Genomic DNA, 18,869 nt, shown 5'->3' with positions numbered 1-18,869 from the left:
GAATGTTACCCGCGGGACATATGTGAGCAGTTGTTTATCAGCGGGCAAGGCGAATACCCGGGGCTTGACCCCGAGGCGATTCACCGGCGGGGCGGCACATCGGTGAGCAGTTGCGCCGTATCGCGAATATTGTGCGTCTCCACGAGCAGTTCCGCGGCCGTCCGGACGGTAACGTCGGGGTCGTGCTCGGAACCGTAACACCGGAGATAGAGGGTCAACCCGTCGTGAAGCGCCTGGTTGAGCCGCGAGAAGTCCTCGCCCGTCAGCCGGACGTGGTCGCCCCCGGTCCGGGCGTCGATGTAGAGTGTGACAGCCGGGCCGAACACCTCGCGGAGATACGCCAGCGCCCGCTCTTCGGCCGGTGGCGATTCCGGTGGCTCGAACGACGCCCGCGCCGCGCGGGCCTGATCGGCCAGGTCGGCGATGCGCTCGGTGTACGGCGATCCTGCCATCCTATCCCTGCCGGTATTCGACCCCTTTGCCACCCCGGGGGTGCTCCCAGTCGGTGTCGGCCACGATTGCGCAGGTGCCGCACTCGACGCAGGGTTGCGTGTCGAGGCTCACGACGGTTCGTTCCTCCCCGTTGGTCCGGACGGTCTCCGACCGGTAACAGCCGCCGCCGAAGTCGCGGGCGCTGACCGGACAGGCGGTCACGGCGTCGCCGCTGGCCGCCGCGGAGTCGTCGACGAGTTCGATGTGGGGGTTGCCGATGTCGATGTCGTAGGTCAGATCGCCGATACGGTCGGCCAGATCCGGCGGGTGCACGTCGTTTTCGGTCTCGATCGGTTCGCCCAACTCCTCGGCGATGACCGTCGGGAGCGTGACGTACGGCGTCCGGGTGTCCGGCACCATCATCGCGAGGAACGGCGACTCGTAGAGCCCTTCGAGGCGGTCGCCGAGCGCGCGGACGCCGAACCGACCGATCGCGGAGTCGAGGAGCGCGTCGGTGACGTTCGTGACTGGATCGTTCTCCGCCACTGCCCGAACCGCCCGGTATCGGCTCGGCCGGAGCTTCTCCATCACGCCCTCGTCGCGGAGCTTCCGCTCGTAGAGGTCGCCGGCCGCGTCCGGGTCGTTTCGCGACTGTGCCTCCGCGAACGCCTCCGCGGCGAGCGCGCCGGCGGTGACGGCGTGGTTCATCCCCTTGATGATCGGCCCCTGGGCCTGCATCTGGCCGCCGGCGTCGCCGACGAGGACCAGTCGACCCTGGTGGGGCGAGGGGTGGGCGACCTTCTTCGAGTCGGGAACGAGCTTCGCGCCGTACTCCAGTTCCTCGTAGCCCTCGTCCAGCCAGCGCGCCATCAGTGGATGCGTGAGCAGCGCGTCGAGCAGTTCGTGGGGCTCGGCCGCCTCCGCGACGAGGCTATCGAGGTGGAAGACGGTCCCGATCGAGAGCGTGTCCTCGTTCGTATAGAGGAACCCGCCCCCGCGGACGTCCTCGAAGAGGTCGCCGGAGAAGAGGTGTGCTTCCCCCTCGCCCTCGGCGATGTCGAACCGCTCTTCGACTGCGCCGTCGGGCAGATCGACCACCGCCTTCACGCCCTGGAACCACTCCTCGGGCTCGTCCCAGTCCATCAGCCCGGCGTCGCGGGCGAGTTCGCTGTTGACCCCGTCGGCGGCGACGACGAAGTCCGCCTCGATCGGCTCGAGTTCGTCGCAGGTCACGCCGACGATCTCCCCGTTCTCGCGGAGCAGGCCGTTGACTCGCACGTCGGTGAGCAGGCCGCCGCCGGTCTCGCGGGTCAGTTCGTGGACCCGGTCGGCGAGCCACGAGTCCATCTTGCGGCGGAGGACCGCGTCGGACCACTCGGTGTCGTGCTCGTGGAGTTCGGTGATGTCGAAGGTCTTCACCTGGTCGCCGGCGACGTTGTGGAGGTAGTAGTCGGTGACGGGACGCTCTGCGGCGGCCTCGCGGAAGTCGGGGAACAGATCCTCGATCGTGTACGGCGCCGACTCCTCGGCGTAGATGAGGCCGCCGGAGACGTTCTTCGACCCGGCGTCGACGCCCCGCTCTAAGACCAGCGTCTCCACGTTGTTTCGTGCGAGCACCGCGGCGGCCGCGGCGCCACCCGGCCCCGCGCCGACGACGACGGCCTCGTAGTGTTCGCGGTCGCCATCGCCGGCACTCGTGGGTTCGGATCCGTCGGCGGCGCTCATTCGCGCTCACCTCCGTCAGCGACGGCCGGGGCCTCCCACTCCCCGGTCTCGACAGCGTCGATCAGCCGCGGCAACACCTCGAAGAGATCCCCCTCGATGAAGTAATCCGAGAAGTCGCGGATGTCCGCGTCGGGATCGGTGTTGATCGCGACGATGGTGTCTGACTCGTCCATCCCGACCTTGTGCTGGATGGCGCCGCTGATGCCCGCGGCGATGTAGAGGTCGGGCTCGACGATCTGGCCCGTCTCGCCGATCTGTCGGTCTTCCCCGGTGTAGGATTCGACGTGGCCCTCGAACTGGTACGAGGAAGTGACGATCCCCCGCGTGATGCCGAATGTGGCGTCTTCGAACGCGTCGACGAGGTCGAGGCCGAGTTCGATCCCGCGCGTGGGATCGTCGCCGATGCCCCGGCCGAGCGCGACGACGACCTCGTGGCCCGTGAGATCGACACCGCCTTCGAGCCGGTCGTACTCCTCGATCTCGACGCGGAACCACTCGTCGTCGAGCTCGAACTCGTGTTCGACTACCTCTCCTTCCCGTTCGGGTTCCGGATCCGGGAGCTCGAAGCTGCCCGGGATGACCGACGCCCCCTGCGGGTGGAACTCCCGACTTGGGTTGTCGAGACAGAGGATCGTCGAGTACTCGAAGCCGCTGAAGTCCGGGCGCTTCATGTGGAGGACGCGCTCGAACTCGCGGTCCTCGCCGCCGGTCTTCGCGGGGTTCGAGATGACCGCGTTCTCGATGTAGAGCCCCGAACAGTCGCTTGCGAGCCCCGAGTCGAGTTCGGCCTGCACCAGCGCCGAGAGGTCCCGTCCGTTGTGCGTCGCCGGGAACAGGACGTACCGCGGTTCGTCGTACTCGCGCCAGTCTGCGGGGTCGGGGTTGCCCGCGCCGGGGTCGCCGCCCCAGCGCGCCATATCGCAGAACACGCGGGTGTAGGGCTCGTGTCGGAAGCGTTTCAGCCGGGGGTCTTCGTGGTAGACGACCGTGTCAGCGCCGTAGTCGATGCATTCTTCTGTGAGTTCCGAGACGCCGTCGCCGATCAGCACGGCGACGACCTTCTCGTCGGCACCGGAAGACTCGTCTTCCGAGCCTCCGCTCGCGGAGACGCCGTAGTCGTCGTTGTACTCGTCCATCAGCTCGCGGGCCTTCCCGAGCATCTCCCGGGAGACGTCGATCAGGCCGCCGGCCTGCGTCTCACAGTACACCCACATATCGCCGTAGGTGCCGTCCTCGATCGCACGAACGTGCCGCTTGTCCGCAGTCGGGTGATCGAGGTCCGGGTGTTTCTCCTCGGGCGGGATCACCTCTGCGGCCTCCTTCTCGCTGCCGCGCACCGAATCCAGACGGTTCTCGATCAGCGTCAGCACGCTGTTTCGATCTTCACCGGCCTCCTCGGCGTCGCGGAGCCGCTCTAACTCCTCCACATCGTCGATGCTCTGGAGCGCGTTGCCCACCTCGGCGGCGCTCATTTCGGTGGGATCGAGCCCGTCGCTGTCGTCGGTGCCGTCCTCGCTGAACTTCTCGATCCGGCTCTCGATTATGGTCTTCGCGCCCGCGCGATCCTCCCCCTCGCGCTCGGCGTCGAGGAGTGCCTGGAGCACTTCGACGTCCTCGATACTCTGCACTTCCGGGCCCAACTCCGGAATCGTGTACTCGCCGGGATCGAACGGTGTCTCGGACATACTCAGTCACCTCCGGCGAACGGCGCCATCTCGTCGAGCACCTGTTCCATCCCGGCCTCGTCCCCGGGATCGACCATCGTCGCGTCCCGCTCGGCGGGCGCCTTCGGGATCGGATCCACCGAGGAGACCACCGTCGGCGAGCCGTCGAGCCCGATATAGTCCGGATCGAGGTTGAGATCCTCGTGGTCCCATACCGTCATATGGTCCTCGTGGTTCTCCGCCCGCTCTGTTGTCTCCTCGCGGAGGTCCTTGTGTCGCAGCCGGTGGTCCGCCCGGCGGTACGAGGGCTCGAACTCGGGATCCGCGACGACGAACGCCGGCAGCGACGTCTCGACGGTCTCGATCTCCTCGATGTCGCCCTCGACGAGCCGTTTCGCGCGGAGGCGCTCTTCCTCGGGATCGACCTCCATCGAGATGACGTGGGTGACGAGCGGCATATCGTACCCCCAGCAGGTCTGTGGGCCCGTGTGGCCCGTCTCTCCGTCTGCGGTCTTGAATCCCGCAAAGACCAGGTCTGGTTCGGGCTCCAGTTTCTCCAGGGCGGTGCAGATCGTGATAGCGGTCGCCCACGTGTCGGCGGCGGCCATCTCCCGATCCGAGAGGAGATACAACTCGTCGGCGTACACCGACTCCATCGCCTCCCGGAGGATGTCACCGTACCCCGGTGGGCCCATACTCATCACGCTCATCGAACCGCCCTGCCGAACCTTCGTCTGCAGCGCGGCCCGCAGCGCGTGTTTGTCGTTCGGGTTCATTACTGTCGGCGTCTCTCCCCGTTTGAGATGTCCGTCCTCGTCGAAGGAAACCTGTCCTTCGCGGAAGTCGGGCACCCCTTTCGTGAGCACGATCATATTCATTGGTATCAACTCTCATACCCTAGTCCAACGGGGGGTTCCTTAATTGTTATTTATGGTTATCTCCCGTATCCCGTCGCACTCGATCGGCAGACGCGCCGATGAATGGGGGGCTTCCGCCACTACCGGCGACGTTCTATTGGCTTCCGTCACTGCCGGCGACGTTCAGTTCGCTTCCGCCACTGACGGCGATGTTCTAGTGGCTTCCGTCACTGCCGGCGACGTTCAGTTCGCTTCCGCCACTGACGGCGATGTTCTAGTGGCTTCCGTCACTGCCGGCGACGTTCAGTTCGCTTCCGCCACCGGCGGCTACGTTCGTCCGGAACGGCCGGCGTCGACGTCGATGGCGTCCACCGGACAGACGTCGACGCAGATCATACAGTCGATACACTGGGGTTCGTTCGCGGGGTCGGCCTTGATTTCGCTCTCGGGATGTCCCGGCGTGTCCACCCACTCGAAGACGTCGACCGGACAGTCCTCGATGCAAGCGCCGTCGGCCAGGCAGATGTCGAAGTCGACGGCGACGTGGGTGCCGTGAATGCCCAGTTCCTCCGGTTCCTCGACGGGCCCCCAGACGTTGTGCCCGTTGTGTTCGTCGACAATCTCCCGATTTTCCTCGAAGTTCGGATCGATCGGCATTGGTATACCGTACCACCCATCCATAACCATTTAAAATTACGGACGAACAGGATCGGGCGGTCGCCGCGGAAAACGGGAATCGAAGACTTTTGAGGGGGTATCGCAATGCGTCGGTATGGTCGAGGCGTTCGCCGTCGCGAGCGGGAAGGGCGGCACTGGCAAGACGACGAGCACGCTGGCGCTCGGGATGGCGCTCGCGGAGCGCTACGACGTCACGGTCGTCGACGCTGACACGGGGATGGCGAACCTCCTCTTTCACGCCGGACTCGACGACGCCGACGTGACGCTGCACGACCTGCTAATCGCGGAGCGGGACGTCCCGGTCGAAGCGGCGGTGTACGACCGCTTCGGGATGTCGGTGGTGCCCTGCGGGACGAGCCTCGCGGGCTTCGAGGCGGCAGATCCCGAACGCCTCCGGGACGTCGTCGCCGAACTCGCCGCCGACACCGACGTGCTCCTCCTGGACTCTCCGGCGGCGCTGGGTTCGAAGAGCGCGGTGTTGCCGATCGTTCTCGCCGACCGGATCGTGGTCGTCCTCCAGCCGACGGTGCCATCGCTGTCGGACGGGCTGAAGGTCCAGGAGTACGCCCGCTCGTACGGCACGGAGACGGCGGGCGTGCTGTTCAACCGGGTCGAACCCGACGAGGACGTCGAAGCCGTGGCCGAGCAGGCCGCCCGCTACTTCGGCGGGACGACGCTCGCGAGCGTCCCCGAGAGCGACGCGGTGCGGGCGGCCCGACGTGCGGGAGAGCCGCTACTCGCCCACGCACCGACCGATCCGGCCGCCGACGCGTTCCACGAGGCGGCCGCGAACCTCGACGTCCGGGCGGGCGACGCCGGCGACGTCGCGGATCGCTTCCGGAGCGCCGTCGTCCCCGACCGCCCGTGACGATGGTAGTCGACGGCCACATTCCCGAGGGTGAGCTCCGCCGCTCCCGGACCGACGCCGACGTCGGCGAGACGCTCACAGCCGCGCTCGATCGCGAACTCACGGGCTACGTCGTCTTCGAGCCGCGCGGGTCGATCCTCCGCGACGACGAGGAGCGTGCGGTCCTCACGTTCGAGACGGGAGTGCCCGTCCTGGCGTATCACGCCGCGGCGGACGTCGGCGGCTGGGACGCCCTCGACGCGCTGACCGCCGGCCCATTTCACACCGAGGTGTACGAACTTTCGCCGGCGTCGCTGTCGGCCGCCCACCGGGTCGACGAGTTCCGCGTCGGCCCGACGGCGCCGGCGAGAGAACTCGCCGACCGCGACGACCTCGTCGAGCGAACTCGGGAAGCCGCACCGGCGGAGCGACTCGCCGAGGAGGAGGGCGCAAGCGCCGTCGAAGAGTTCCTGGCGGACGCAGAGCGCATCGAAGCTATCCGCGAGGAGGCCGCCGCCGAGGCCAAAGAGCGCGCCGCCGAGTGGGGATTGACGGACCAACTGGACGACGATCCCTGACTCGCGGGTGTGTCCGTCGGGAGAGAACGGGACCGTATATACCGCCCGAGGCCGTACTCGTGGTGTGAGCGTCCTTTCGCTACTGCGTGCGCGGAACGCGGCCGACTTCGCCGACTGGTTCCGACCCGGCGCCGAGTACCTCCTGCGCGTCGCCGACGGGATGGGATTCCGGACGGGCGACCTCGCGGGCTTCATCGACGAGGCGGAGACCGCGATGCGAGCGGGCCGGACCGGCGCGGACGTCGCCCCGACTGCCAACCGCCTCATCGCCGCCGATCTCTACGCCGACGCCGCGTTCGGCCTCCCGTTCCTGGAGTGGACGCCGGTGTGGTACGAACTCGGCCTGACGGCGCCGACGGCGTACGCCGGCTGGCAACTCCGGCGGATTGCCGACCAGTACGCGGCGACGATCGACCACATTTCAGTCCCGCGGTTCAGCCGCCCAGGCGACGTCGTGACCCGCGGCCGACCCGCCGTCGAATCGGTCTCGGGGTTCGCCGACCGCTTCGCGTTTGCGGACGCCATCCTGCATCTGGAGTGGTTCGCGTACGTCGCCGAGGAGTGTGGTATCAACGTTCCGGCCGATATGGTCGCGGAGACGCGCCGGGAGACCGTCGCCTACTACGTCGGCGACCGCTCGCTGGAGGAACTCGATCCGAGCGTCAGGCGGTTCCAGACGCTGCTTTTCACCGACGACGAGTGGATCCGCGACCTCGACGACCGATACGGTCTCGGAAGCACGCTCCTGTCGGTCTGGGCGCGGGTGTGTCGCCGCGAACGGGAGCGGTTCGGCGGGGTGTGACCCCCTGGGCGGTGGGATTGTCGGCGAGCGAAAACGTAGGATGCTGCCGTCCCCTGGCCTGACTATTCCCGGATAGGCAGGCGTAGCACCGTCTCAGGTGGCTGATTTTCACGACCGAAAACCGAGCCGGACGTTTATATACGAGAGGGGGGCAACGCGACGATATGCGCGACCGAATCCGCCCTTCAATCGCCCGACAGATCCGGGGGCGATCAGAGACCGCGGGTGATCGCTCCGGCGTTCGTTCCCCGTTCGCGTGGGCGGGCGATCGACTCAGCACTCCTGCTGGCCGACGGCGCACGCCAGAGGGCGGCCGATGACGGGGACGGATGACAGGCCGGAATCAAAGGCTCCAGCGGCGGATGCAGAATCACATCCGGCCCCAATCGTCTCGGCACCTGAGCCGCCGGACAGTCCGGACGCGTGGTACGCGCCGGCGATCCGGGCGCAGTACGAGGTCACGCCCGGCGTCGTCGTCACTATCCGCGACGCGGCCGACGGCGTCGGCTTCGACTACCGGATCCGGGAGCCGGCGCTGACGGCGGGCGGCGAGCGGGCGCTTGATGCAGTGATGGACTACTTTTCGGCGGTCGAGGTCCGCCGACCGCTCACCCGCGAGGGGGCTGCCGAGCGCGCCGCCGCCGGGTTACCGCCGAAGTACCGGCGAGTGATCGATCGGCTGCTCGCGGTCTCGCCCGCTGCCCGCCGCCGCATCGAGTACTACGCGCTCTGTGAGTTGCGGCTCCTGGGAGACGTGACGCCCATCGCGCTCGACGACCGAGTCGAGGTCGTCGACGTCGAGGGCGGCGCCGACGGCGCGCTCGTCGTCCACACCGACGACTACGCCCCGGCGACGACGCCGTTCCGCGCGGACGCGGCGTTCGCCTCGCGCGTCGCCGGGGAGCGCCTCCGGAACTACACCGTCTCCTTCGCCGGATTCGACGTGGAGGTGGTCGTCCACCGCGACCACATCCTGGGCGACGACCGCTTCGAGGCGAAGTACGCCGTGCTGGAACCGGCCCTGCTCCCGGGCGACGAGGAACTCGTCGCCGAGTGCAAAGAGCGGATCTGGGAGACGAACGTCGAGGAGGTGGTCGACGACCGGACGGCGTTCATCCGGGAGCGCGCACGGGAGTTTCTCTCCCGGCGACTCACCGCCCGCAACACCCGTGCGTGGCTCGCGGCGACCCGGTATCGCGTCCGCGACGCGCTGGCGGCGTACGGGCTCGGCGTTCCGCCGGTCGACCAGCGGTACGCCCAGGACAGGCTCGACGATCTGGTCTACTACGTCCTCCGCGATTACGTCGGCGAGGGCGTCCTGACGATCCCGATCCGGGATCCACACCTCGAAGACATCGAGGCGAACCGGGTCGGCGAGCGGGTGAAGGTCGTGCCGCGTGCGGACGTGGTCCGGGCGGGCGAGCGCGTCCCGACCAACCTCAGATTCGACGACGAGACGAGCTTCGTCAACGTCGTGACCCAACTGGCCGCCGCCGACGGCGTCGAACTGAGCGCCAGCCAGCCCTCCGCGAAAGTGAACCTCCGGCCGGAGGGGGTCGCCCCCGACGCGCCCGGCCACGGGGAGACGATCCGGTGTGCCGTCGCGCTCCCGGTGATCTCCGAGGACGGCCCGCACGTCTCCATTCGCAAGCAGGCCGCTTCGCCTTTGACGCCGATCGACCTCGTCGCGTTCGGCTCGATCCCGGTCGAGCTTGTGGCCCTGTTGTGGCTGCTCTACGAGCACCGCGGTGTCGTGCTCTTCTCCGGGCCGACGGGCGCTGGCAAGACCACGCTGATGAACGCCCATATGCCGTTTATTCCGTACGACAACCGCCCGATAAGCATCGACGAGGGGTCGCGAGAGGTGTATCTGCCGCACGAGACCGGCGTCTCGCTGACGACGCGGGATCACGAGGACGAGTACAAGCGCATCTCGATGGCGGACCTGATGACTGAAGCGAACTACCTCAACCCCGATGTCGAGGTCATCGCCGAGGTCAACACCCCCGAGTCGTTCGAAACGTTCGCTGAAGTGCTGAACACTGGCCACGGCGTCGTGGGCACCACGCACGCCGAGGACGTCGAGACGCTCGTGAACCGCGTGATCGAGCAGGGACTGCCCGTCTATCTCCTGCGGGAACTCGACCTGATCGTCTTCCCCCGCCGCGTCGACGGCGAGCGGTACGTCGGCTCGGCCGTCGAACTTCTCTCCGAAGCCGGCTACGAGGACCTGCCGGCCTCAGCACGGACGGGCGTCATCGAGAAGGACGGCACGACGCTGTACTACAACACGATCCTCCGTCGGGAGACCGACGGCTCGTTCTCGATGGCGTACGACCACCCGGATCTCGGCGGGGAGGCGGCCGCGACCGACGGCGACGTCCACCGTCGCGCGCTCCGGCTCTTCGACCGCGTCGCGGCCGCGACTGACCGGGACGTCGAAGCCGTCGAGGGGGAGTTCCGCCGCAAGCGCGAGTACGTCGAATATCTCCGCCGGGAGGGCGTCACCGACGTCGACGACCTGTTCGGTTTCCTCTCGGATCTCCGGACCGACGAGGCCGCGACCGTCGACCGGGTCCGGCGACAGCACGCCACTCGCGCGACTGACGGAGCAGGGACGACGAGGAACGAATCAGGACAGCCAACCGACGGAACAGGAGCCCGGATCGACGAGTCGGGCACGTCGGCCGATGGAGAACAGGCGACTGACGCCGGCAGAGCGGATCACGACCGCCGGTGGGACCAGTAGCCGTGAGCGACCGCCACTCCAGACCGCAGCCGGACGCAGCGGCGACAGCGAACGCGGCCGGTTCGGACGCAGCGACAGGGAACGCCAGCGGATCGACGGACTCTGCCCCCGGTCAGCACGCTTCGGGGGAGTCCCGGCGCTCCTTCGGGGCGTTCGACCGCGCCGCGTACGCGCTGTTCGCCAGCCGAGCGGACGCGCGGCGACACGAACGGGACCGACGCGCCTACCGCGGGACGAACCTGGCCGTCCCCTTCGACCTGTATCTCGCCCGCCTCTATGCGGCCTCGGTCCTGCTCGCGGCCCTCGGTGGCGGCGGGGTCGTCGCCATCGGACTGGCGCTCCCGCCGGAACTGCTCGAAGCGACGGCAGCGGCCGTCTTCGAGCGGCTCGGGAGGATCGGGAGCGGGGGCCTCGGTGTAAACGGGCCGGACGAAGTCGTCGTCACCGACCGGACGGTCCTCGCGCTCGCCGGCGGCAGCGGGTTATTCGTGGCCGCAGCCGTTCACTGGGGCGTCATCTACCTCGGCGGTCGCTACCTCCGGTGGCTCGCTGCGGCGCGTCGGGCGAACATCGGTCGGACGCTCCCGAGCGCGGTCCGATATCTGAATGTCCTCGCGTCCGGCAGCGACGGGCGGCGGGCGATGCTGCGCCGCGTCGCCGACACCGACGCGTACGGAGAGACGGCCGTGGCGCTCCGGCAGGTGCTCAACACGGCCGCGATGACCGGGAACGTCGACGAGGGAATACGGCGGGTCGCTCGCGATACTCCGGCGCAGGACACCCTCGCGCCCTTCCTGCTGAAGTTCCGGGAACACGCAGACCAGGGGTCGGACGCGCTCCGGGAGTACCTGGAGATGGAGAGCCGGATGCTCCGACACCAGCAGGACCGGGACCGGCGTCGCGCGGAGGGCTTTCTCGAACTGCTCGCGGAGCTTTTCGTCGTCCTGCTCGTGCTACCTGTCCTCCTGGTAATCGTCCTCACCGTGATGAGCGTCGTCGCACCCGAACTCGGCGCGCCCGTGGCGACGCCGTTCGGTGCGGTGACGCTCCGCGCGCTTTTGATCTACGGTGGCGCGGCCTTCGTCCTCGGCGTCGGGATCGGGACCGCCGCGCTCGTCTCGCGGCTCCGGCCCCCGGACCAGCACGTCGAGTACTCCCGCCCCGCAGGAACGCTCGGGGTCCTCCGGACGGCGACGACGAACCCCGCGAGCGCGACCGCCGCGTTCGCTCCGATCGGGATCGCGGCGCTCGTCGCGTCGCTTTCCCTCGCAGTCGACGTCGTCGTCTCGCTTCTGATCGGCTACGTCGCCTTCGGCGTCCCGGTCGGCCTCGTCGCCGTCCGGCGGGCGCGGCTCGACGACGCGAAGGACCACGAACTGAAGGACTTCGTCCACGCGGTCTCCGGGCACGTCAACCTCGGGCGGCCGTTCCCATCGGCCGTCGAACACGTCGCCCGGGACGTCGACCTCGGGGCGCTGAACGAGGACGTCGCGGACCTCTCGATGAACCTGCATCTCACGACCGCCACTGACGACGCCGACGCGGACCTGCGGACGGCCGCGCTGGACCGGTTCGTCGAGCGGGTTGGGACGCCAATGGCCGAGCAGACAGTCGGCCTCGTGATCGGTGCGCTCGACGCCGGCAGCGACACGGGCGTCGTCTTCGAGACGCTCCAGAGCGAGGTCGGGCGCCTGTACCACGAGAAGCGGGCCCTCCGCTCGGGGATGCTCGTCTACGTCGCGGTGGGGTGGACGACCGCGCTGCTCGTTATCGGGATCAGCGTCGCGACGAGCGCGAACGTCTTCGCCGGCTTCGATCGGCTCTCGACGATGTCGGAACTCTCGGGCGTCGCGGTCGACCCCGGCGCGGTCGACCTCGCGCGGGACCGCTACCGCGTCTACGTGACCACGCAGGCGACGATGCTCGCCGCCGGGTGGTTCGCCGGGGTCGCCAGCCGCGGGCAGTACGAGGCTCTCCTCCACTCCGGCAGTCTCGTCGCGATCTGTCACGTCGTCTTCGTCGGGGTGGGGCTGATATGAGCCGGCGGCGACACGGCTTCCCGACCGAACGCGACCGTGGACAGGCAGCGGTCGTCGGCGTCGCGCTCCTCTTGGGACTGACGGTCCTCGCGGTCGGCGGACTGACGGCGACCGCGGGTTCGATCGTCGAGGACGGCGCCTCCTCGGCGGCGGCCACGCGCGTCGGCGACGACCTGGCGACCGCGCTCGGCCCGGGTCCGGGTGAGCGAGAGACGACGCTGGAACTGGTAAGCGGGACCATCCGGGTGGTGAACCGGTCGGTGTGGCTCCTCGACGACGACGGCGTCGTCTGGGCTGGCCACGCCGGCGCGATCGTCTACACCGACGGCGACCGCCGGGTCACCAGTTTTGCGGGCGCGGTCGTCCGGAGCGACGGCCGCGAAGGCCGCCTGATCGCTCCGAGTCGTATCGCCCCCGCGAACGGGACGCTGTACGTCGGCGTCCCCGTACTGAACGCCAGCGGCGCAGACGGGATTGCGACCGGCGGTCATCGGATCGCGGTGACGCTCCGGACCGACGCCCGTACTGATCGAATTGATCTGCCAGAAGGCGACTACCGGGTCGCCGTCGAGACCGAGACGCCGGCCGTCTGGGAGCGGCACCTCCAAGAGCGGGGCGCGACGACGACCCGTCGCGACATCGACGGCGACGGGATTCCGAGCGTCGTGGCCTCCTTCGAGGGGGAGCGGACGGTCCATCTGGTCGTGCACGACGTCGCACTCGCCGTGGAGGTGGGGCGATGAACGGCGGTCGTCGACCGGGCGGGCGGTCCACAGATCCGTCGTCAGCGCGGGACGAATTCGACCGCGGGCTCTCGCCGGTCGTCGGCAAGACTCTCGAACTTGCGGTCGGCGTACTGTTCGTTTCCCTGCTGACAGCGACGTTCTTCGGAGGACTGGTTCCGGAGTATCGCGCGGCAGTGGGGACGGAACTCGGCGATCGGGCACTCGTCGGTGGGGCCGAGCGCGTCGAGACAGCGGTCCCCGGCGGCGACCACGTGGAGATCGAACGGAGCGTCAGCGTCGGACTCCCCGAGACGATCCGCGGGGATCCCTACCGGATCATCGCTGTGAACGATAGCAACGGCTCGGCGCTGCGGCTCTCACACCCGGACAGGTCGGTCTCCGGGCGTGTTCGACTCGCGCTGCCGCCGACCACGACGGTCCGCGGCTCGTGGCGAAGTCCAACGCCGTCGCAAGTAGTCGTGCGCGGGACCGACGGCACGGTTACGGTGAGGCTCGTCGACGGCGCGAAACGAGCGGGCTCACAGTCTGCACCATCGGAGGGATCGACGTGACGGCGCGTGGGCAGGCGAACCTGGTCGGATTCGCCGTCGCGATCCTCGTGGTGGTCACGGTCACCGTCGCGGGCGTTGCGCTCGCGAACGACGCGCTTGTCGATGCGGATCGAACGCCCGCGCGGACGCACGCCGCGGAGCGACTCGCGGCCCACCTCGTCGACGGCGAGGCAGCACACACACGCGAGCGGAACGTCCTCCGCGCGGCGGCCGCAGATAACCTGACGGCTGCCGACCTCGACTCCGCAGTCCCGCCGGCCCGAGGGCGACCGATCCGCGTGGCTGTCGGCGGGAACGTCATCGTCGAGCGTGGCGATCCGACCAGGGGCGAGTACGCTCGAATCGAACGACGGGTCCGGGTCGAACGCGACGTCCCGCGGTCGGCAGACGTCGATCTGACGGAGGATCGGCGTGTCGTGCTCCCCGACCACGCCGGTCAGGTCGCGATACGGATCGAAACCGACCGTGTTCCCCGAGTGACGACCGTCCGCGCCGGTGATCGGGTGGTGCTGTACGATCCCACGGGGCTCGACGGCCGCTACGCCTTCAGGCCCCCGGCGACTCGGCCGCTGCCCGTCACTTTCGAGATCGAACCGGGACTCAGCGGGCGCGGCACCGCGGCGGCGACGGTCTCGTGGACGGCGACGAACGCGAGCGTCGAGTCCCTGGAGGTGACTGTCGGTGACTGACACCGGCGACCGCGCGCAACTGGCGACCTCGCTGGTCGAGGCCGCCGTCGGCGCACTGCTGGTGTTGTCGGTCGTCGCCGGATTCCTCTGGGTGCCGGCCGGCGTCGACTCCGCCGAAACGGGCCTCGATGAGACGGCCGAAGACACCCTGGCCGTCCTCGCTGCTGAACCACCAACCGGAACCGGACGCAGCCGCCTCGCGGCGGCCTGCCGCTCGCCGTCGTCGTTCGAAACCGAGCGGGAGGCGCTCCGAACGCGGCTGGATGCGGTGCTTCCCGTCGGCGTCTTCGGTCGCCTGGAGACACCGCACGGCGCAGTCGGCCCCGCGATGCCGGACGGCGTCCCCTCCGGCCGCGCGAGAGAAGCGACCGGGCAGTGTGTGGTCACGCTCCGGGTGTGGTATCCGTGACGGCCGTGTTCGCGCCGGACGGCGATCGTGGGGGCGACGACCGCCGCTCCGACCGGGCGCAGATCGTCCTCGTCGCCGCCGCTGTTGTCGCGGTCGCCTTTCTCTCGATGACGCTGGCCTACGCCCAACTGGGGTACGACGCCGACCGCGACGGTGCGGGGGCGGTGGACGTCGCCGCCGTCTCCGACGTCGATCGGAGCCTCTCGGTGTCGTTCCGCGCGGCGGCCCGGGACGTTGACGGCGAGTACCGCTGGGCTGACCGCCGCCAGGCGGGAGAGGCCGTTCGAGACGCTGTCGAGGGCGATATCGAACGGGTACAGCGGGTGCACGCCGACGAGAGCAGGTCACTCTCCGTGACTTTCGACGATTCGACGGCGGCCGCCTGGGCCCGGGAGCACTGTCCGGGCGGAGCGGGCCGCGAATTCGGCCGCTGTCGGTCGATCGACGGCGTCGTCGTCCAGGAGCGTGCGCGGGAGACAACCGTCGTCGCCGCCGCGGTCCGAATCCGGATCGTTTCCCCGGCGGAGCGGACGACCGTCACGACGGTACTCCGGGTTACCCCGTCCGACCGGACTGCCTGAACGGCGGGAGCACGTGTGGTCGAGCGACGAGGACGGGTCCCGTCAGTCGACGTGAGGCTGAGACACCAGATCGACTGTGCGAACTGCGGGGCGCCGCCGCGCCGCTCCGGCTCTGTACAATAGCGCCGGCGGGACCGATTTCGGCACCCGCTACTCGTCCGGCAGTTCGTCGGCGACGAACGGGCGTTCCTCCGACGGCTCGAACGGCGGCAGCTCCTCGTCGACCTCGATCGCCTCCTTTTCTTCCTCGTAGAGCCGCTCTTGCAGTTGGCTGCGCTTGTTCCGGCCTTTCCGCTCCCGCCCCGATTTAGTGTCAGGCATTGTCAACCGTGGGGAAGACTCCCATACGCATTAACTTTGTGTCTCGGGGAATCGCCGCTTGGGTCAGAACTCCGTAGATCGATTTGTCGGTACCCACCAGTGTCCGTCGCTTTCCTACTGCGCTGCTCGGTCAGTGCCAACTTCGGGTGGCCCCAGCGGAGAAGGCAAATTTCAAAATCTGATAACGTATCCGGAGATATATGAGTGGACGGTCCGGATCCCCCGAACGGGATCGCAAGCGGCGCGGCCGGAGGCCTTCTGGACGGGACAGTACCGCCAGCAGCCCGGTGGTGGCCGTCGGAACCAACAGCAACCTCCCGTCCCGGCTACGGGTCCTCGCAGGCGGACCGTTCCGGGATCGCGGAATCGGTGAATCTCGGTGATGTACGCCAACACAGAACTGATAGTTGTGCTGCAGGGGATGCCGGCCGAACTCGTCGGTGCACCGCCGCTGAGATCGTTCTATATCGCCGTCTTCGTGCTCGCCGGCACCGTCTGTCTGGCCGGAGTGGTGGGCGCCCGGACGCTCGATCATCCCGACGTCCGGCGCGGGCTGGGCGCGCTGCTCGTTCTCAGCGGCGTCTGGGCGCTGTTCACGGCGCTTCAGTTGAGCGTGAGGTCGCTTCCGGCCGGCCGCGCGATCCACCTCGGCGGCCTCGTCGCCGGGATCTCGACGATCTTCGCGTGGCTCGCGTTCGCCTCGGCGTACTCCGGGCGGCAGTACCACCGGCAGCCGTCGTTGCAGGCGAGTGCACTCGCGCTCCTCGCGGCGATCGTCGCGGTGAAGGTGACGAATCCGCTCCACGGGCTGTATTTTTCGGCCTCGCTGGTCGCCGAACCGTTCGTGCATCCGGAGTTCAGCTACGGCGCCCCCCACTGGTTCGTGACGGGGTTCGCCTATACGGCCACCGTCACGGGCTTTCTCTGGCTGTTCGAGTCCTTCGAGCGGCTGGAATCGCGCCCGACCACGCTGTACGTTTTGGTTTTGGTCACCGCGCTCCCGGTGATTCCGTACGCGCTGTCCGGCTACTCGGTCCTGCTGCTCAACATCAACTACGAACCCCTCGGAGTCGCGGTGTTCGCGCTCGGGACGCTGTTCTACGCGCGGACGGAGTTCGCCCACCACAGTTCGCCCGAGCAGTCGGCGCTGGCAGACAACTTCGCCGACGGGGGCCTCGTGCTGGACGATTCGGGGATCGTGATCAACTCGAACGATCGGGCGGCGACGATCCTGGGCCAGCACCCGATCCCACGCGCGCCGATCGAGGAGATCGATCCGGGACTCGCGTCGCTTGATCCGGGCGAAACCCGGCGCATCACCTACGAGGTCGGCGGCGACACCCGTACCTACGAACTCCAGCGCTCGCGGGTCACCGAATCGCTCACCGCGGCGGAGGTTATCACGCTGAAAGACGTCACGCGGGCGACCCGGCTCGAACAGCTGATGCGACTCCACCGCGACATCAACGAGGCGCTCATCGACGTCACCGAGCCCTGGCGACTGATCCGGGAGATCCCCGAGACGTTCACGCGGATCGACGCCTACGATCTGGTCTGGCTGTACCCGATGGACGAAAGCGATGAGCCCGACCGTCCGACTGCCCTGGCCTCCGGCGCGCGCCTGTTCAACACCGCCCGCGACGAGGTCCCCGGAGTCGCCGCCGGCGAAACCGACTACGCGACGTGGGCCGTCGCCGACGCCGCGTCCGAGGAACCCGTCTTCGCCGCGGCGGCCCGGGACCGGACCCAACACGTCGCCGTCGAGGACCCGGACGCCGAGTGGGAACGCCGCGCTGCCGGACACGGGATCACCGATTGCTTTGCGGTCCCGATGGAGTTCACGAACCAGCGGACGTACATTCTCGGGCTTTACAGCACTGCACCGGGCGGCTTCGACTCCACCGAGACGAAAGTCATCGAGGAGATCAGCGAGAGCATCCCACAGGCCATCGAGATGATCGAGACCCACGAGGAGGCGCTCCAGTACGAGGAGGCGATCAGACACGCGGGCGTGGCGATCAGCATCACCGACACCGACGGCGTGATCGGTTACGTCAACCCGGCGTTCGAGGAACTCACCGGCTATACGGCCGAGGAGGCTGTCGGGAACACCCACCGGATCCTCAACTCCGGCGAGATGAGCGAGGATCACTACGAGACGCTCTGGGAAACCATCCTCGACGGCGACGTCTTCGAAGAGCAGGTCGTCAACAAGACGAAATCGGGCGACCGCTACACTGCTCGCCAGACGATCTCCCCGGTCACGAACGACGCAGGCGAGCCGGAAGCCTTCGTCGCGATCCAGATCGACATCACAGAGAAGCTCCTGCGCGAACAGCGGCTCTCGGTGCTCAGCAGGGTCCTGCGCCACAACCTCCGGACCGCCGTCAACGTGATCCAGGGATACACGGATCTCCTCGAAGAGCGCCTCCGCGACAATACCACAGCCTCGGCGCTCACGCCGGAGATCGAAGCCTCGACGGAGACGATCCGCAACCGCGCCGAGGAGGTGGCGAGCCAGGCTGAGACCGCCCGGGAGATCGAACAGGTGCTCTCGAACGAAACGGGACGGGTCGGAACCTCGGTCCGAGACGTCGCCGAGACGGCCCGCGAAACCGCGACCACGCTCGGGTGTGACTGTCGTGTCGACGTCGACGGCGACATCGCCGCCTATCAGATCGACACCGAACTGAACCAGATCGTCGAGGAACTGGTCGAAAACGCGATCCTCCACAACGACAGCCCGCCGGCGGCGGCCGATGCACACGTCACCCTGTCGAAGGTCGGCGACGATCTGGTTCTCTGTGTCGAAGACGACGGCCCGGGAATGTCCGAACAGGAACTGATCGCCATCGAGGAGGGCAGCGAGGAGCCGCTCCGGCACGGCAGCGGCCTCGGCCTCTGGAAGGTCAACTGGCTGGCCATCTCCCGCGGCGGTTCGATCAGCGCGACGACCGGTGCGGACGGCACCACGATCCGCGTGACCGTGCCCCTCAGAGGGAACCACACGCCGGACGTCGAGGCTGCGTTGAACGACTGATACTGATTACTCTCGTCTCTTCGCGCCGAGCGCCGTCAACGGGGGTGGCGCTCGGCGGGAAACAGTGAGAGTAATCAGTATGACGGTGGCGGGGCCGTTTTACTACTCCCGACGACAGCGGCTCGGCGACGAGCCGCCTCGCCGTGTGCGTCGGATCCACA

General features: G+C 68.2%; 17 protein-coding genes. 11 read left to right on the top strand and 6 right to left on the bottom strand.

The genetic code is table 11. From position 1 onward, the window contains the following. Positions 1-80: 80 nt before the first annotated feature. The 5 genes from RJT48_RS06465 to RJT48_RS06445 all read right to left on the bottom strand — a co-directional run bounded on the left by RJT48_RS06465 (position 81) and on the right by RJT48_RS06445 (position 5,335). Positions 81-452, bottom strand: coding sequence for a DUF8055 family protein (locus RJT48_RS06465; protein ID WP_311171434.1), 372 nt, complete (start codon positions 450-452; stop codon positions 81-83). Between the two features lies 1 nt (position 453). Further along, entirely contained in the window at positions 454-2,157 is a 1,704-nt protein-coding gene (locus tag RJT48_RS06460; RefSeq protein ID WP_311171433.1) for an NAD(P)-binding protein, read from the bottom strand. Continuing rightward, positions 2,154-3,842 (bottom strand): electron transfer flavoprotein subunit alpha/FixB family protein, encoded by a 1,689-nt coding sequence (locus RJT48_RS06455; protein WP_311171432.1) that lies wholly within the window; start codon positions 3,840-3,842, stop codon positions 2,154-2,156. Before RJT48_RS06455 ends, RJT48_RS06460 begins: the two co-directional genes overlap by 4 nt. 2 nt (positions 3,843-3,844) lie before the next feature. After that, positions 3,845-4,699 (bottom strand): electron transfer flavoprotein subunit beta/FixA family protein, encoded by an 855-nt coding sequence (locus RJT48_RS06450; RefSeq protein ID WP_311171431.1) that lies wholly within the window; start codon positions 4,697-4,699, stop codon positions 3,845-3,847. 306 nt (positions 4,700-5,005) lie between these two features. Beyond that, a complete protein-coding gene (locus tag RJT48_RS06445; RefSeq protein ID WP_311171430.1) occupies positions 5,006-5,335 on the bottom strand; it encodes a 4Fe-4S dicluster domain-containing protein in 330 nt (109 codons plus the stop codon). A 115-nt stretch (positions 5,336-5,450) separates the two neighbouring features. Between RJT48_RS06445 and RJT48_RS06440 the strand changes: the two genes are divergently transcribed. The 10 genes from RJT48_RS06440 to RJT48_RS06395 all read left to right on the top strand — a co-directional run bounded on the left by RJT48_RS06440 (position 5,451) and on the right by RJT48_RS06395 (position 15,347). Next, positions 5,451-6,224, top strand: coding sequence for a nucleotide-binding protein (locus RJT48_RS06440; protein WP_311171429.1), 774 nt, complete (start codon positions 5,451-5,453; stop codon positions 6,222-6,224). A gap of 2 nt (positions 6,225-6,226) precedes the next feature. Continuing rightward, on the top strand, positions 6,227-6,781 hold the full coding sequence (locus RJT48_RS06435) for a DUF8054 family protein (protein WP_311171428.1): 555 nt from the start codon (positions 6,227-6,229) through the stop codon (positions 6,779-6,781). A gap of 64 nt (positions 6,782-6,845) precedes the next feature. Then, a complete protein-coding gene (locus tag RJT48_RS06430; RefSeq protein ID WP_311171427.1) occupies positions 6,846-7,583 on the top strand; it encodes a DUF8116 family protein in 738 nt (245 codons plus the stop codon). A gap of 316 nt (positions 7,584-7,899) precedes the next feature. Then, positions 7,900-10,332 (top strand): type II/IV secretion system ATPase subunit, encoded by a 2,433-nt coding sequence (locus tag RJT48_RS06425; RefSeq protein ID WP_311171426.1) that lies wholly within the window; start codon positions 7,900-7,902, stop codon positions 10,330-10,332. A gap of 173 nt (positions 10,333-10,505) precedes the next feature. Next, entirely contained in the window at positions 10,506-12,371 is a 1,866-nt protein-coding gene (locus RJT48_RS06420; RefSeq protein WP_311171459.1) for a type II secretion system F family protein, read from the top strand. Next, positions 12,368-13,114: a DUF7289 family protein gene (locus RJT48_RS06415; protein ID WP_311171425.1), complete on the top strand. Its 747-nt coding sequence runs from the start codon at positions 12,368-12,370 to the stop codon at positions 13,112-13,114. Before RJT48_RS06420 ends, RJT48_RS06415 begins: the two co-directional genes overlap by 4 nt. Continuing rightward, the gene (locus RJT48_RS06410) at positions 13,111-13,668 is read left to right on the top strand and encodes a DUF7266 family protein (RefSeq protein ID WP_311171424.1); all 558 of its coding nucleotides are present in this window, start codon (positions 13,111-13,113) and stop codon (positions 13,666-13,668) included. The genes RJT48_RS06415 and RJT48_RS06410 overlap by 4 nt, the downstream gene beginning before the upstream one ends. Then, positions 13,665-14,357 carry a DUF7263 family protein gene (locus RJT48_RS06405; protein WP_311171423.1) on the top strand — a complete coding sequence of 231 codons (693 nt, stop codon included), beginning with the start codon at positions 13,665-13,667 and terminating at the stop codon, positions 14,355-14,357. Before RJT48_RS06410 ends, RJT48_RS06405 begins: the two co-directional genes overlap by 4 nt. After that, the gene (locus RJT48_RS06400; RefSeq protein ID WP_311171422.1) at positions 14,350-14,766 is read left to right on the top strand and encodes a DUF7262 family protein; all 417 of its coding nucleotides are present in this window, start codon (positions 14,350-14,352) and stop codon (positions 14,764-14,766) included. The genes RJT48_RS06405 and RJT48_RS06400 overlap by 8 nt, the downstream gene beginning before the upstream one ends. Then, entirely contained in the window at positions 14,754-15,347 is a 594-nt protein-coding gene (locus RJT48_RS06395) for a DUF7261 family protein (RefSeq protein WP_311171421.1), read from the top strand. The genes RJT48_RS06400 and RJT48_RS06395 overlap by 13 nt, the downstream gene beginning before the upstream one ends. Positions 15,348-15,497: 150 nt before the next feature. On the opposite strand, the gene RJT48_RS06390 is transcribed toward RJT48_RS06395, so the two are convergent. After that, a complete protein-coding gene (locus RJT48_RS06390) occupies positions 15,498-15,668 on the bottom strand; it encodes a hypothetical protein (protein WP_311171420.1) in 171 nt (56 codons plus the stop codon). 382 nt (positions 15,669-16,050) lie between these two features. Here RJT48_RS06390 and RJT48_RS06385 point away from each other — a divergent pair, with 382 nt between their 5' ends. Continuing rightward, on the top strand, positions 16,051-18,708 hold the full coding sequence (locus RJT48_RS06385; RefSeq protein WP_311171419.1) for a PAS domain S-box protein: 2,658 nt from the start codon (positions 16,051-16,053) through the stop codon (positions 18,706-18,708). Positions 18,709-18,869: the final 161 nt, after the last annotated feature.

It is taken from the genome of Halobellus ordinarius (genome assembly GCF_031823395.1).
Taxonomy (GTDB): Archaea; Halobacteriota; Halobacteria; order Halobacteriales; family Haloferacaceae; genus Haloquadratum; species Haloquadratum ordinarius.
This window is presented reverse-complemented; position numbering and strand designations above follow the sequence as displayed.